General features: G+C 66.0%; 12 protein-coding genes. 8 read left to right on the plus strand and 4 right to left on the minus strand.

What is annotated here, in order from left to right:
- Positions 1-105 precede the first annotated feature (105 nt).
- From NZK81_RS09695 to NZK81_RS09705, 3 genes are read right to left on the minus strand one after another with little or no spacing between them, the layout of a single operon-like run.
- Positions 106-1677, minus strand: a complete 1572-nt coding sequence (locus NZK81_RS09695; protein WP_260045922.1) for a DHA2 family efflux MFS transporter permease subunit — start codon at positions 1675-1677, stop codon at positions 106-108.
- Entirely contained in the window at positions 1677-2843 is a 1167-nt protein-coding gene (locus tag NZK81_RS09700) for an HlyD family secretion protein (RefSeq protein WP_260045923.1), read from the minus strand. The genes NZK81_RS09695 and NZK81_RS09700 overlap by 1 nt, the downstream gene beginning before the upstream one ends.
- On the minus strand, positions 2836-4194 hold the full coding sequence (locus tag NZK81_RS09705; RefSeq protein ID WP_419181671.1) for an efflux transporter outer membrane subunit: 1359 nt from the start codon (positions 4192-4194) through the stop codon (positions 2836-2838). Before NZK81_RS09705 ends, NZK81_RS09700 begins: the two co-directional genes overlap by 8 nt.
- A 179-nt stretch (positions 4195-4373) precedes the next feature.
- Here NZK81_RS09705 and NZK81_RS09710 point away from each other — a divergent pair, with 179 nt between their 5' ends.
- Positions 4374-4979 (plus strand): TetR/AcrR family transcriptional regulator, encoded by a 606-nt coding sequence (locus NZK81_RS09710; RefSeq protein WP_260045925.1) that lies wholly within the window; start codon positions 4374-4376, stop codon positions 4977-4979.
- Between the two features lie 2 nt (positions 4980-4981).
- Here the strand turns inward: NZK81_RS09710 and NZK81_RS09715 are convergent, their stop codons facing one another.
- Positions 4982-5578, minus strand: coding sequence for a TetR/AcrR family transcriptional regulator (locus NZK81_RS09715; protein ID WP_260045926.1), 597 nt, complete (start codon positions 5576-5578; stop codon positions 4982-4984).
- A 168-nt stretch (positions 5579-5746) separates the two neighbouring features.
- Between NZK81_RS09715 and NZK81_RS09720 the strand changes: the two genes are divergently transcribed.
- The 7 genes from NZK81_RS09720 (at position 5747) to NZK81_RS09750 (ending at position 14128) form a co-directional block, all read left to right on the plus strand.
- On the plus strand, positions 5747-8125 hold the full coding sequence (locus tag NZK81_RS09720; protein WP_260045927.1) for an MFS transporter: 2379 nt from the start codon (positions 5747-5749) through the stop codon (positions 8123-8125).
- Positions 8059-9132, plus strand: coding sequence for an AMP-binding protein (locus tag NZK81_RS09725; protein WP_260045992.1), 1074 nt, complete (start codon positions 8059-8061; stop codon positions 9130-9132). Before NZK81_RS09720 ends, NZK81_RS09725 begins: the two co-directional genes overlap by 67 nt.
- A gap of 14 nt (positions 9133-9146) precedes the next feature.
- Entirely contained in the window at positions 9147-9638 is a 492-nt protein-coding gene (locus NZK81_RS09730; RefSeq protein ID WP_260045928.1) for an asparaginase domain-containing protein, read from the plus strand.
- Positions 9639-9831: 193 nt separating this feature from the next.
- Positions 9832-11280: a sensor histidine kinase gene (locus NZK81_RS09735; RefSeq protein WP_260045929.1), complete on the plus strand. Its 1449-nt coding sequence runs from the start codon at positions 9832-9834 to the stop codon at positions 11278-11280.
- Positions 11273-11713, plus strand: a complete 441-nt coding sequence (locus NZK81_RS09740) for a response regulator (protein WP_260045930.1) — start codon at positions 11273-11275, stop codon at positions 11711-11713. The genes NZK81_RS09735 and NZK81_RS09740 overlap by 8 nt, the downstream gene beginning before the upstream one ends.
- A gap of 14 nt (positions 11714-11727) precedes the next feature.
- The gene (locus NZK81_RS09745; protein ID WP_260045931.1) at positions 11728-13482 is read left to right on the plus strand and encodes a putative bifunctional diguanylate cyclase/phosphodiesterase; all 1755 of its coding nucleotides are present in this window, start codon (positions 11728-11730) and stop codon (positions 13480-13482) included.
- A 235-nt stretch (positions 13483-13717) separates the two neighbouring features.
- Positions 13718-14128, plus strand: a complete 411-nt coding sequence (locus tag NZK81_RS09750) for a glycine zipper 2TM domain-containing protein (RefSeq protein WP_260045932.1) — start codon at positions 13718-13720, stop codon at positions 14126-14128.
- Positions 14129-14438 lie beyond the last annotated feature (310 nt).

A 14438-nucleotide genomic window follows, 5' to 3' on the forward strand; every position in this document is an offset into this window, starting at 1 on the left:
CTTCCGCGCTGGGGGGGGACTGCGGGAGTCGGAAAACCACAGGCCGGAGGGGGTGGCCTTGCCGGTGCCGCCTTCCGGCCGAAGCCGGAAAACGATGGAATATGTTCAGTGTCCTGACGCGGGCTGGATATCCTTGCTTGGACGCGGTGCCAGCCAGATGGTCGTGGCCGCCGCGAAGAGCGCGAATCCCGACACGATGAAAATCTCGACCGTGCCGAGCGCCATGCCCTGGTTCTCCACCATCTGGGCAATGACGCCGCGTGCCTGCTCCGCCGAGAACCCCTGGTTCTGCATGGTGTCCGAGATCGCCTGCGCGCCGTTCAGGTTGCCGGCCAGCACTGCCGCCTTCTCGCGCGAGGCATCGTGCCACATGGTCGTGACCAGCGCCGTCGCGACCGCGCCTGCCAGCGTGCGCCCGAAATTGGCGATGCCCGCAGCCGATGCGGTTTCCTCCGGCTCGACCGATGCCAGACTGATCGTCGTGAGCGGCACGATCATCAGCGCCATGCCCGCACCCTGCAGAAACTGGGGCAGGACCACCGTCCAGAACGTGATGTCTGTCGACCATTCCATTCGAATCAGCGAACAGATGCCGATCCACGAGATGCCGATAAAAACGATCAGGCGCGGATCGAATTTCTGCATCAGCTTTGGCACGAACGGCGAGGCGACGACCGCCAGAACGCCGCTGAACGCCGTCGCGTGACCGGCCGTCGTCGCCGTGTAGCCCATCGAGATCTGCAGCCACTGCGGGATGATGACGATCGATGCGAAGTAGGTTCCGAAGGCGATCGTCAGCGAGGCCGTGGAAGCGGAAAAGCCCCGGTGCCGGAACACGCTGAGATCGACGACGGGATGCTTCTCGGTCAGTTCCCAGATCACGAAGACGATCAGGAACACCGCCGCGATACAGGCCAGCAGGACGATGTGGGGCGAAATGAACCAGTCCTCGTCACGGCCGAGATCGAGCATCATCTGGAACGCGCCAACCCAGATGACCAGGAGCACCAGCCCGACGGCGTCGATCGGCAGCTTGCGCGTCGGCGTTTCGGCATCGCGCAGAAGGACCACGACCCCGAAGAAGATCAGGGCGACGATCGGCACGTTGATGAAGAAGATCCATTCCCACGACCAGTTGTCGGAGATGTAGCCGCCCAGAATCGGCCCCGCGATCGGCGCCGTGACGATCGTCATCGCCCACATCGCCATCGCCCGGGAATGCATCTCCTTGGGGAAGATCCGCAGCATCAGCGTCTGCGTCAGCGGCATCAGCGGCCCCCCGCAGAAGCCCTGCCCGAGCCGGAACAGAACCAGCGCGGAAAGCGTTCCGGACATGCCGCAAAGGGCCGAGAACACGCCGAAACCGGCAAGGGACAGAAGGAAGACGCGCAAGGTGCCGAAGCGCTGCGCCAGCCATCCCGTCAACGGCACGCAGATCGCTTCCGCCACGGCATAGGAGGTAATGACCCAGGTCCCGCTCGACACCGAGACGGCAAGGCCGCCCGAGATGTGCGGGACCGACACGTTGGCGATCGTCGTGTCGAGCACGACGATGAAGTTCGCCATGGCGAGCACGAAGCCCGCCAGCACCAGGCGCATGCCCGTCAGCGGTTTGGCCCCGTTGCCGTTGCCATTACCGTTCCCGGCGCGAGCCGGGGCTGCTGCGGCGGCTGCCATCAGTCCTTGCTCGTCAGGTCGATCTTCGCTTCCATCGAAAGGCCGATGCGGAGCGGATGCGCCTTCAGTTCCTCGGGATCGAGTTCGATGCGCACGGGCAGGCGCTGCACCACCTTGATCCAGTTGCCGGTCGCGTTCTGCGCCGGGATCAGCGAGAATGCCGCGCCCGTGCCGCCCGCAAAGCCGACCACCTTGCCGTGGAAGACGACATCATCGCCGTAGAAGTCGGAAGTCAGCTCCGCCTTCTGCCCGCTGCGGACCTTGCCGAGCTGATCTTCCTTGAAGTTGGCATCGACATAGAGCTGGCTGACCGGAACGATCGCCAGGGCCGGCTTGCCGTTCTCCACCTTCTGGCCGACCTGGATCGTCCGCTTGGCAACCACCCCGTCGATCGGCGCGCGCACGATCGTGCGCTTGAGATCGAGTTCGGCGGTGGCAAGCCGGCTCTTGGCCAGCAGCACTTCAGGCGCGGTGTCGACACTGGTGCCGCGCGTAAGCGCAAGCGCGGCCTCTTCCTGCCGGCGCGCGCTGATCGCGTTGGACCGGGCCGAGGCAAGGCCGGCCTGCGCTTCGTTTGCGGCCGCCTTGGCCGAGGCCAGCGCCTCGCGCGCGGCGGTCAGTTCCTCGCCTGAAACGGCGCCGCTATCCGCCAGCGCGGCGCGGCGCTCGTAGTCGGTCCGGGCCTTCGCCAGCGTCGCCTCGGCCGAGGCGACCTTGGCCTGCGCCGCGCCGATCTGGGTTTCGCTGGCATCGGCGGCCGCGCCGAGCGCAGTGTCGTTCGCCAGCGACTGGCCGTAACGCCGCCTTGCATATTCCATCGACGCCTTCGCCTGGGCGAGGACAATGCGCTGGTCGGAATCGTCGATCCGGAACAGGATCTGCCCGCGCCGGACCGGCTGCGTATCGGTCACCATCACCTCGACCACCCGGCCCGAGGTCAACGGCGTCACTTCGGCCACCTCGCCGGCGACATAGGCATTGTCGGTCGATACCGAGCGGCTGCCGATAAACACGTCGTAAAGGAAATAAAGCACCACGATCGCGGCCACGACGACTGCCACTGTGACCAGCATCGGCCCCCGCCTCGCCTTGTGGACCACGCTTACCGAATCGTCAGGTTGCTCGGTCTGACCATCCGCAGGCTGATCCTGCACATCTTCACTCATTGTCGGGAGCCTTCTCACTGGAATTGTCTGCGAACCCACCGCCCAGCGCGCGCTTGAGCGCGACTTCGAGGGCAAGGGTCCGGAAATGGGCATCCACCGCCGCCTCGCGCGCCTGCAGCGCGGCGGTCTGGGCGGTCAGCGCTTCGAGGTAGCTCGACAGCCCCCCGCGATAGCGCTTCATCGAAAGATCGTAGGCGATCATGGAGGTCTTGCCGGCTTCGGCCGTCTCACGCTCCTGCACGGCGGCGGCCTCGCGGCTCGCCAGGGCATCCGCGACATCCTGCAGCGCGCCGGCCACCGTCGCGTTGTAGTCGGCCACGGCCGCGTCGTAGGCGCCGCGCGCCTGCGTGAAGTTGCCCTTGAGCCGCCCGCCCTGGAAGATCGGCAGGCTGAGCGCCCCGCCGGCATTGCCGTAGGTCGAGCCGCTGTCGAACAGGTTGGAAAGCCCGAGCGAGGTCAGCCCGATCAACCCGCGCAGCGAGATATTGGGCAGGTAGTCCGCCCTGGCGACATCGATCCGGTCCGCCGCCGCCTCGGCCCGCAGGCGCGCGGCGACGATGTCCGGGCGCCGCCCGACCAGCGCGATGCCGGCATCAGCGGGCACTTGCGTATCGGGCACCGTGGCCAGCGCGGGAGGCGTGATTTCCAACCCCCGGTCAGGTCCCGCACCCAGCAAGGCGGCGATGGCGTGGCGACGCAGCAGGATCTGCTCGTCATTGGCCGAAACCGCCGCGCGCGCCGAAGCCGCAGCGGCCTCGGAACGGCGTAGCGGCACCTGGCTCTCGAGCCCCTGCTCGGCCCGCCCGCGCGTGAGATCGACCAACGCGGCACGCGCTTCGCTCGCCTCGGTCAGCGCCTTGCCGCGCTCGATCAGGCGGGCAAGGTCGAAGTAGGACGAAACGACATTGCTCGACAGCATCAGCTCGGCCTGCCGGGCATCGGCCTCGGCGGCCTCGGCTTCGGACGTCGCGGCCGCCAGCGCCTTGCGGTTCCTGCCCCACAGGTCGAGGTCGAAATCGCCGGTCAGCGCCAGAGTGCCGGTGCTGTTCCAGCCGTGGGGCACGAACGACGACGGGACCCCGTTGTTGTAGCTCTGCTTGGTTACGCCGGCCGATGCCTGCCCGCCAATCGAGGGCAGCAGCGCGGCACCCGCGGCCTGGGCAGCACCCCGCGCCTGGCGGATGCGGGCCTCTGCCATGGCGACACTCGGCGAACCGGCGAGAGCTTCGTCCACCAGTACATCGAGCTGGGGATCGCCATAGGCGGTCCACCAGCGCTGCCGGGGCCAGCTTTGCACCGTCGAGGCAGCCCCCAGCGACCGCACAGACGCAAGCGTGGCGGGTGCATTCATCTGCGGCCGGGCGCCAAGGTCCGGTGCAGTGCAGGCAGGCAAAAGGAGTGCGGTCGACAACAGCAATGCCGCCGCGACTCGCGAACGTTTTTGTGTACTCATCAGTACACTTTCATCGAGATACAGCTTGCACGTGTCAACAAAAAAGTGTACTTGGTAGTACACATATGGCCAACCTCATGGGAAAGAGAGAACAGAACAAGGCGCGCAAGCGTGCAGAGATCGTGGACATCGCCACGCGCTCGTTCTTCGAACGCGGCTATGCCGCCACCAGCATGTCGGCGATCGCCGAGGAACTGGGTGGCTCGAAGGCAACGCTGTGGGCGCATTTCGGTTCCAAGGAAGATCTGTTCGCCGCCGTCATCGACAGCCAGATCGACACTTTCGCGCGCGACATCGATGAAGTCCTGACAAGCCAGATCTACTCGGTTCCCACGCTGCACCGCTTTTGCCTGCGCTTTCTGGATTGCCTGCTGCGCAAAAACTCCATCGAACTCTATCGCCTCGTACTCAGCGACGGCGAGCGCTTCCCGGAAATCAGGGAAATGTTCTACACACGCGGCCCCGCCAAGATACGGGAATGCGTCGTGGGATTCTATGCCACCCACTTCGACCGGGATCAGGCGGGCAAGCTGATGCAACTGACGGTATCAGCCATCACCGGGTACCGTTCGGACATCCTTGTCCGTCCGGACAAGCCGACAAAAGCGGATCGGGAAACCTTCGTGGACAATCTCGTCGCCCTGATCGCACTGTCGGCGGACGCGGGCACACTCAACTCCTGACGTCAGCCACCACCGAAGCGTGCCAGGGCATCGGCCACGCGCGCCTTGGCCGCGCCGACCGGATCATCCTCCCCCAACATGGCGAACGTGCCGTTGAGCGCGAAGAAACAATGCCCGTGCACGCTCGCCAGCAGCGAACGCGCCAGCGCGGGAGCCTCCTCCCGCACGTCCGGCGGCAATACAGCTGCGATCTCCCGCACGATCACCTCCGTGATCGCGGCAACCTTTTCGCGATAACTGTCCGACGGGAGCACGCCTTCGGGAAGACGAAAGTCGTATAGCGCGGTCCAGGCATGACGCTCGCCGAGTGCGAAATCGAAATAGGCCTCGATCGCGGCATCGAGCCGGCGCTCTTCCCGCCCCGCCAGCCGTTCCTCCAGAAACGCCAGCCAGATGTCGAGCGTGCGCCCGTTGAGCGCGAGCAGCAGCGCATCGTAGGACCCGAACACGTTGTAGATCGTGCCGATTGAATAGCCGATCCGCTTGGCCACCTCGCGCGCGGAAAAGCGGGCAAAGCCCACTTGCGCAAGCTGCCGGTGCCCTTCCTGAAGGATCAGTTCGCGCAGTTCTTCGCGCGAGTGATCTGAACGCCGTCCCATTCCATCATGTCCCTTGTTTCCAGAGCTTCTGGCAAATTAATTGAACGATGTCTAATTTTTTAATTGAACAGTGTATATTTTTATGGAATCCAAGGCTTGCGCAAGCGAGTCGCCATGCGGCAAGCCGGCGTCTAGAGCTCATCAACAGGATCTTTCCGGAGGCACGCCGTGTCCGCACCCGACTTTTCATTGCTGGCCAAGCGGCGTTTCGCGCCGATGTTCACGGTCCAGTTCCTGGGCGCTTTCAACGACAACCTGCTCAAGTACGCGATGCTGCTGCTCGCGAACTACGGGCTGTTCCGCGATGCGCCGGAACAGGCGGGCATGCTGTCGGTGATCGCCACCGGCCTGTTCACCCTGCCCTATTTCCTGTTTTCGGCGCTCGCCGGGCAGATCGCCGACCGCATAGACAAGGCCACGCTGGTGCGCTGGGTAAAGCTGGCGGAAGTGGGCATCATGGGCCTGGCCCTCGTGGGCTTTGCCTGGGAATCGATCCCCCTGCTGCTGGCCAGCCTGTTCCTGATGGGCCTGCACTCCACCGTGTTCGGCCCGGTCAAGTATTCGATCCTGCCCCAGCACCTGACCGAGCACGAGATCATGGGCGGCACCGGCCTGATCGAGGCGGGTACGTTCCTCGCGATCCTGACCGGCCAGTTGCTCGCCGGGCAGATCCCGCCGTGGGAGGCCGGTCTCGTTGCCATGGGGCTTGCCGTTCTGGGCTATGTCTCGGCTCTGGCGATCCCGCCTGCCCCGCCCAGCCGCGGCGGCCACCCGGTCGACTGGAACATCGCGCGCGGCACCTGGCATGTGCTGACCACCGCGCACAAGGGCCGGGGCGTGTGGCTGGCGGTGCTCGGCATCAGCTGGTTCTTCACCGCCGGCGCGGTGCTGCTCACCGAGTTCGTCCCGCTCGTCTCCGATACGCTGAACGCGCAGAAGGACGTGGCGACGCTGTTCCTCGTGATCTTCTCGGTGACGATCGCGCTCGGCTCGATGACCGTGAACCGCCTGCTCGGCGGCGAGGTCTCCGCCAAGTACGTGCCGATCAGCGCGCTGGCGCTCGCCGCCGGGCTCATCGACCTGTCGTTCTCTACCAGCGGTTTTGCCGTCACCTATCCCGAAGCGACGATCGCCGAATTCCTCGCCAGCGCGGGGGCGTGGCGGATCCTTACCGACCTCGTCATCGTCGCCTTTTCCGGCGGCATGTTCATCGTACCGCTCTATGCGATCCTGCAGGTGCGCTCCGCCCCCGACGAACGCTCGCAGGTGATCGCGGCGAACAACATCCTCAATGCCGGCATGACGGTGATCGCCGTCGGCGTGGTTGCCCTGCTGCTCGCTGCTGGCGCCAGCGTCCCGCAGGTCATCGGCGTCCTCGGCTGCGCGACGCTCGTCGTCGCGCTGGTATCCGTCTGGCTGCTGCCCGAAACGCTGTTCAAGGCCGTGATCCGCCTGGTGCTCAGGGCGCTCTACCGCGTCGAGGTGACCGGCATCGAGAACATGCCCCGGCCCGGCGAACGCGCGGTCGTGGTGGTCAACCACCTGTCCTACCTCGACGGCGTGCTGCTCGGCGCCTTCCTGCCCGGCAAGCCGACTTTCGCGGTACACACCAGCATCGCGAAGAGCTGGTGGATCCAGCCCTTCCTCAAGCTGTTCCGCGCCTTCCCGGTCGATCCCACCAATCCGATGTCGGCCAAGGCCATGGTGCGCACTGTGCGCGAGGGCAACACGCTGGTAATCTTCCCCGAAGGCCGCATCACCGTGACCGGCGCGCTGATGAAGGTGTTCGACGGTCCCGGAATGGTCGCCGACAAGGCCGACGCGCCGATCGTGCCGGTACGCCTGAACGGGCCGCAGTACAGCCCGCTCTCGCACCTCAAGGGCAAGGTTCGCACGCGGCTGTTTCCCAAGGTGACGATCGATGTACTGCCCCCGCGTCGGTTCCAGATAGAGGGCGAAATGTCCGCCCGCCAGCGCCGCGCCATCGCCGGCCGCCGTCTCTACGACGAGATGAGCGCGATGATCTTCGCCACCAGCCACACCGACCGCACGCTCTTCTCCGCCCTGTGCGATGCGCGCACGATCCACGGCGGCAAGGCCAAGGTGGTGGAGGACGTCAAGCGCGAGCCGCTGTCCTACGACCGCCTGATCCTGGGCGCCGAACTGCTGGGCGACCGGCTCGCCTACCGCACCCGGCCCGGCGAAGCCGTGGGGCTGCTGCTGCCCAACGTCAACGGCGCCGCGCTCGCCTTCTTCGCGCTGCAGTCCGAGGGGCGCGTGCCGGCCATGCTCAACTTCACCGCCGGGCTGACCAACCTCCTCTCGGCCTGCGACACCGCCGAGATCGGGACCATCGTCACCGCCCCGAGCAGGCCAGCCTGCACGACACGGTCACCGCACTGGAGGCGACAGGCCATGCGGTTCTCTACCTGGAGGACCTTGCCGAAGAGATCGGCACCGCCACCAAGTTATGGCACCTGCTGCTCAAGAACGGCGCCCCCGCCCGCCACGAACGGCGCAAGGTCTCGCCCGATGCGCCGGCGGTGATCCTGTTCACCAGCGGGTCGGAAGGCACGCCCAAGGGCGTCGTCCTTTCCCACCGCAACCTGCTGTCCAACTGCGCCCAGCTGGCCGCGCGGATCGACTTCAACCCCACCGACGTGGTGCTGAACGCGCTGCCCGTGTTCCATTCGTTCGGCCTTACCGGGGGCACGCTGCTGCCGATACTGAGCGGCATCAAGACGGTGTTCTACCCCAGCCCGCTGCACTACCGCATCGTCCCCGCGCTCGCCTACGACTGCAACGCGACGATCCTGTTCGGCACCGACACCTTCCTGGCCGGTTATGCCCGCATGGCGCACAGCTATGACTTCTATTCGCTGCGCTACATCTTCGCGGGCGCCGAGAAGGTGCGCGAGGAAACGCGCAAGACCTATGCCGAGAAATTCGGCCTGCGCATCCTCGAAGGCTACGGCGCAACCGAATGCGCGCCGGTCATCGCGGTGAACACCCCGATGCATTTCAAGGCCGGATCGGTCGGCCGGCTGCTGCCCGCCATGGAGGCGCGGCTCGAAACGGTGCCCGGCATCGAAGAAGGCGGCCGCCTCTATGTGAAGGGTCCTAATGTCATGACCGGCTACATGCTCGCCAGCGATACCGGCAAGCTGCAGCCCCCCGCCGAGGGCTGGCACGATACCGGCGACATCGTCACCATCGACGACGAGGGCTTCATCACCATCCGCGGCCGCGCCAAGCGCTTCGCCAAGATCGGTGGCGAGATGGTCTCGCTCCCGGCCGTGGAAGGCTATGCCGCGCAGGTCTGGCCCGATGCCGAGCACGCCGTCGTCACCCGCCCCGATGCCAGGAAGGGCGAGCAGCTGGTGCTCTACACCACCGCGCGCGACGCCGAGCCGAAGGCCCTGCTCGAATGGGGCCGCGCCAATGGCGTGACCGAACTGATGCTGCCGCGCGACATCCGGGTGCTCGATGCCCTGCCGGTGCTGGGGACGGGCAAGCTCGACTACGTGACGCTGGGCGAGATGGCGAAGGAGTGATAATGGCACGCCCCATGTCACAGCCCCCCATTCTCGTCGTCACCACCGGCGGCACCATCGACAAGCAGTATTTCGACGCGCTCAGCGAATACCAGATCGCCGAAAGCGTGATCGAGAAGCTGCTGAAGGTGTCGCGCGTCACCCACCCGTTCCGCGTCGTCGAGCTGATGCGCAAGGACAGCCTCGAACTCACCGACGAGGACCGCGCGCTCGTCAAGGCGACGATTACCGCCGCGCCCGAAACGCACGTCGTCGTCACCCACGGCACCGATACGATGACCGAGACCGCCAAGGTCCTTGCCGACATCGCGGGCAAGACCATCGTTCTGACCGGCGCCCTCGCCCCGGCCCGCTTTGCCGAGAGCGATGCGCCGTTCAACCTGGGCATGGCCTTCGCCTGCTGCCAGGCCGCGCAGCCCGGTGTATGGATCACGATGAACGGCTCGGTGTTCGACGGCCTGAAAGTCAGAAAGGACCGCGCGGCAGGCAAGTTTTCAGAAATTTAACGCTGCAATCGTTACTACTGCGTCCTCGCTAGGTAAACCTTCGGAAACCTTTCTTCGCCAACCGCAAACGACGCCCCGCTATCTTTCGCAATGACAGGTAGCGGCGCACATCCCCCGTTCCCCCGTAGCGCCGCTGCCTGTCTACCGACGGGCATCCCCCTCGAACCCCGGATGTCCTGGAAAGGGAGATCCGGTGACACTCGCAAGCCCCCCTCCGTCCGAAATCCACGCCGCGCTCGAACATGCGCCGGTCGGCGCGCTGATCGTCGATGCCACCGGCACCGTGTCCTGGGCCAATGCCGCCGCGGCCCGCATTTTCGGCGAATCCGACCCGGCGGCGCTGCGCCACACCCCGCTTCACGGCCGGCTGGACGAGCACGGCGCCGAGACGCTGCACGCCCTGATCGACCTTCATTTCGCCACGCCCGCGCAGGCGCGCACGTGCTGGACACGGCAGCTCGCCCTCGCCGACGGCAGTGGACCGGTCGAAGTGACGATCGCCGCCATCCCCGATACCTTCGAGCATCGCGCGATCCTCTATGTCCGCAGCCTCGCGCATCAGGTCGCCGCCGAACGGCGCTTCGAGCAGATCTTCGAGCACCTGCCTCTCGGCCTTGTCGTGGTCGACGCGCGGCAGCGGATCGTCCAGGCCAATGCCTCGCTGGCGGCGGTGTTCGGATATGCCGGCGAGGCGCTCGTCGGCCAGCCGCTGGAGATGCTGCTGCCCGAACGCTACCGCAAGGCGCACGGCAGCCATTTCGAAGCCTACTGCGACATGCCCCGGTCCCGCATGATGGGATCGGGACGAGACCTCACCGGGCTGCACCGGTCGGGTCAGGAAATCCCGGTCGAGATCGCGCTGACCAGGCTCGAGAACGCCGGCCAGCCGCTCTATCTCGCCATCGTCACCGACATCTCCGGTCGCAAGCGATCGGAAAGCGCGCTGCAACAGACCAATGCCCAGCTTGAGGAATTCACTTACGTCGCCAGCCATGACCTGCGCAGCCCCCTGCGCGGGATCGCCGATCTCGCCACCTGGATCCGCGAGGACCTTGGCGAGGACGGCCTGACCGAGGACATCCGCCACAACTTCGACCGGATCGCCCTGCGCATCCGCCGCTGCGAGCAGATGATCGACGACCTGCTGGACTATGCCCGCGCCGGCGTTCGCGATCAGCGCATGGAAAGCATCGACCCGCGCGCGCTGATCGACGAAGCCATGGCCATGGCGGCGATCCCGGAGAACTTTACCGTCGAGATCGACGTCACCGGCACCTCCCTTACCGCACCGCGCGCGCCGCTGTTCACCTCGCTGCGCAATCTCCTCGCCAATGCCGCGAAGCACCACGGCGGAGACGCCGGCCACATCCGCGTCGTCCTGCGCGAAGAGGGGCGCTTCTCGATCTTCACGGTCGAGGACGACGGCAAGGGCATCACGCCCGGCAACGAAGAGCGCATCTTCAAGCTGTTCCACCGCGCCTCGCCCGGCACCGAAGGCGACGGGGTGGGGCTTGCCTTCACCCGGCGCATGATCAACGCGCATGGCGGCATGGTCACCGTGCAGGGCCAGGGGCCGCTGGGCGGCGCCAGCTTCGCCATCCATTGGCCACGCATCCTCCTGCGGGAGTTCGACGATGAATGAACTGTCCGGAGACCCGCTCGACTGCACCGTGCTGCTGGTCGATGACGATGACGTCGCGGTCGAAGGCGTGCTGCGCAGCTTTCGCAAGCACGAGGTGCCCTGCCGCACCCTGACGGCCGGCGACGGCGCCGAGGCTCTGGCCATCCTGCGCGGCCAGCATGGGCAAAAGCGCCTCGACACCCCGGCCGTCGTCCTGCTCGACATCAACATGCCCGGGATGGACGGCTTCCAGTTCCTCGAAGCGGTGCGGGCCGATGCCGCGCTCAAGCGCACCGTGATCTTCATCCTGAGCACGTCGGCGCGCGATCAGGACCGCGCGCATGCCTACGATGAGCACGTCGCGGGCTACATGGTCAAATCGGCGGTCGGCCCGCAATTCGCGCTGCTCGCGGAATTCGTCCGGAAATACGCCTGCACCCAGCAACTGCCCTAGGCAAGGAGTCCCCCATGGACAACCAAGGCAATGGCAATACCGAACTGTTCGCCCTGATCGTCGACGACGATGACGTCGACCGCGAACGCCTGGCCCGGATGCTGGAGCGATCTTCACGCTCCATCCACGTTGTCGAGGCGACTTCGCAGGCCGAGGCGCTCGAACTCATCCGCGGCCCCGCCCCGCACTTCGACATCGTCTTCCTCGACTTCGGGCTGGAGGACGGCGACGGCCGCGATCTGGTCCCCACCATCCACGGCGAGATCGACCCCGACTGCCCGATCATCGCGGTCACCGGCTTTGCCGACGAGCTTGTCGCCGCAGCCTCGATCAAGTCCGGGATGAGCGAATTTCTCACCAAGCGCTCGCTTTCGCCCGAACGCGTCGCGGCATCGGTCGAAGAGGCAATCGCATGGCGCAGCTGCCGGCAGGAACTGCGCCGCACCGAGGAGGAGCTGACTCACCGCAGCCTGCACGATCCCCTCACCGACCTGCCCAACCGCACCCTGTTCTTCGACCGCCTTGGCCAGAACTGCGCCCGCGCCAAGCGCAGCGGCGACCCGTTCGCGGTGGTCATGGTCGACCTCGACCGGTTCAAGGAGATCAACGACACGTTCGGCCACGCCGCCGGTGATGCCGTGCTCACCACCATCGGCCGGCGGCTGCGCGCGAATCTGCGCGAAGTGGACACCGTGGCCCGTCTGGGTGGAGACGAGTTCGCGCTCCTCCTGCAGAACGTGTCCACCGACGACGCCGCGATGACGATGGCGAAGAAACTGGCCGCGCTGATCGAACAGCCGATCGTGCACGAAGGCCGTGCGCTGCATGTCGGCTGCTCGATCGGGATCGCCTTGTGTCCGCAGTTCGGCCTCTCGCCCGCCGGGCTCGTCTCGGTCGCGGACGATGCGATGTACGAAGCCAAGCGCGGCACCGACACCGCAGTGGTGGCACGCCGTAGCGGGCAGCGCCGCATCAACCTGTTCGATCGCAGCGGCCTGCTGGAAGAACTCGAGGAAGCCCTGATCGACGGATCGCTACAATGGCACTGGCAGCCCAAGATCGACATGCGCGACAGCCGCGTACTCGGCTTCGAGGCGCTTGTGCGCTGGCGCGACCCGCGCGGGAACGACGTGCCCGCGGACCATCTCATCCAGACCGTCGAGCAGTCGCCTCTGCTGGAAGACTTCACCTACCACAGCCTTGACCGGGTGCTGGAACAATTTGCCGCGCTTCAGGGCGCACTCGGGCACGCGACGATCTGCATCAACATCTCGGCGCGCATGCTCGAACGCTCGGGCTTCGTGGACAAGGTGACCGAATGCATCGCGCGCCACGGCGTCGATCCCTTGCGCGTAACCCTTGAACTCACGGAAACCGCGCTGATCGCCAACCCGGGCCAGGCCAAGCGCGTCATCGAGCAATTGCAGGACCGGCAGGTCGGCCTCTCGATCGACGATTTCGGGGCCGGGTTCACCTCGTTCGGATACCTGCGCGAATTCGCGGTGAGCGAGATCAAGATCGACCGCTCCTACATCCGCCGCTTTGCCGAGAGCCGCTTCGACCAGTCGCTGGTCAATTCGCTCGTCGTCCTGTGCGAGAGCCTGGGCATTCCGCTCGTCGCCGAAGGCGTGGAGGACGCGCGCACCCGCGACCTGCTGGTATCGCTCGGCTGCCATGCGGGTCAGGGATACGGTATCTGCCGGCCGATGCCCTACGACGACGTGCGGCACTGGATCGAGCGCTGGAACGGCCTTCAATCTGCTGCATAACCTGAACTGCGCCCGCGTGCCCGGCCCGCCCCTGCCGGCCACACCCGGCGAAGTCCCGGGTTGACGCCGGAAAGAGTGTTGCAGCCAAAACCGTAGCCGGGCGTTTATCGCAGGATTGGTTCGCCCCGTCTCCTCTTGCCTCTTTCCGAGCACCGGTTCATCGAACGTTGAGGATATTGGCGGCAGGATCAGCACCACGGACTGAAGCTATATCCTTGCGGAGGAGAACAAGACGATGAAGAAGATGCTGCTGGCCCTGGCTATGGCCACGCTCGCCTTGCCGGCCGTGCCGGCCGCTGCCGACCCGCCGCCCTGGGCCCCGGCCCACGGCAAGCGCGCGCACGATCGCGACTACCGTGACCAACGCCGCGACTATCGCAACCAACGCATCTATGATTCACGCGGCCGCTACCTCAAACCGCACCGGATCACGCGCAACTCGCACGTCTGGCGTGGACGCGACGGACGCTACTACTGCCGTCGCGACAACGGCACGACCGGCCTCATCATCGGCGCCGGTGTCGGTGCGCTGGCCGGGCACGAACTCGCCGGCAACGGCGATCGCACGCTGGGCGCACTCCTGGGCGGCGTGATCGGTGGCGTTCTGGGACGCGAGATCGACCGGGGCAGCCTGAGCTGCCGTTGAACTGATTTCGGCACCCTGAAAACACGAAAAGGCGCGTTGGTGGCAACACCGGCGCGCCTTTTCCGTGATGCGCGCCGCTATCGTGCGCCTCGCGACACGCTGGTCCTCGTCGGGTCCGCCCGGCCGATACCCGGCAAACCCGCTTTCCTACCCGGCCAAGCTATGCTCCAATAGCGGGTGATGACCTTGCGCCTGCCCTCTCTCTCGACGCTCCCTGCCATCTCGCAAAGATCGCGCCGCCCCGGGCCCGCAGGTTCCGTTCTGGACTGTGTCAACCGTGTCAACCTGTCCGCCGTGGCAAGCCGGATTC

It is taken from the genome of Novosphingobium mangrovisedimenti, from assembly GCF_025153475.1.
Taxonomy (GTDB): Bacteria; Pseudomonadota; Alphaproteobacteria; order Sphingomonadales; family Sphingomonadaceae; genus Novosphingobium; species Novosphingobium mangrovi_A.

Excerpts from the sequence above, each read along its gene's own strand:
- NZK81_RS09695 (WP_260045922.1), bottom strand. The coding sequence starts at position 1,677 with ATGGCAGCCGCCGCAGCAGCCCCGGCTCGCGCCGGGAACGGTAATGGC.
- NZK81_RS09700 (WP_260045923.1), bottom strand. The coding sequence starts at position 2,843 with ATGAGTGAAGATGTGCAGGATCAGCCTGCGGATGGTCAGACCGAGCAA.
- NZK81_RS09705 (WP_419181671.1), bottom strand. The coding sequence starts at position 4,194 with ATGAATGCACCCGCCACGCTTGCGTCTGTGCGGTCGCTGGGGGCTGCC.
- NZK81_RS09710 (WP_260045925.1), top strand. The coding sequence starts at position 4,374 with ATGGGAAAGAGAGAACAGAACAAGGCGCGCAAGCGTGCAGAGATCGTG.
- NZK81_RS09715 (WP_260045926.1), bottom strand. The coding sequence starts at position 5,578 with ATGGGACGGCGTTCAGATCACTCGCGCGAAGAACTGCGCGAACTGATC.
- NZK81_RS09730 (WP_260045928.1), top strand. The coding sequence starts at position 9,147 with ATGTCACAGCCCCCCATTCTCGTCGTCACCACCGGCGGCACCATCGAC.
- NZK81_RS09740 (WP_260045930.1), top strand. The coding sequence starts at position 11,273 with ATGAATGAACTGTCCGGAGACCCGCTCGACTGCACCGTGCTGCTGGTC.
- NZK81_RS09745 (WP_260045931.1), top strand. The coding sequence starts at position 11,728 with ATGGACAACCAAGGCAATGGCAATACCGAACTGTTCGCCCTGATCGTC.
- NZK81_RS09750 (WP_260045932.1), top strand. The coding sequence starts at position 13,718 with ATGAAGAAGATGCTGCTGGCCCTGGCTATGGCCACGCTCGCCTTGCCG.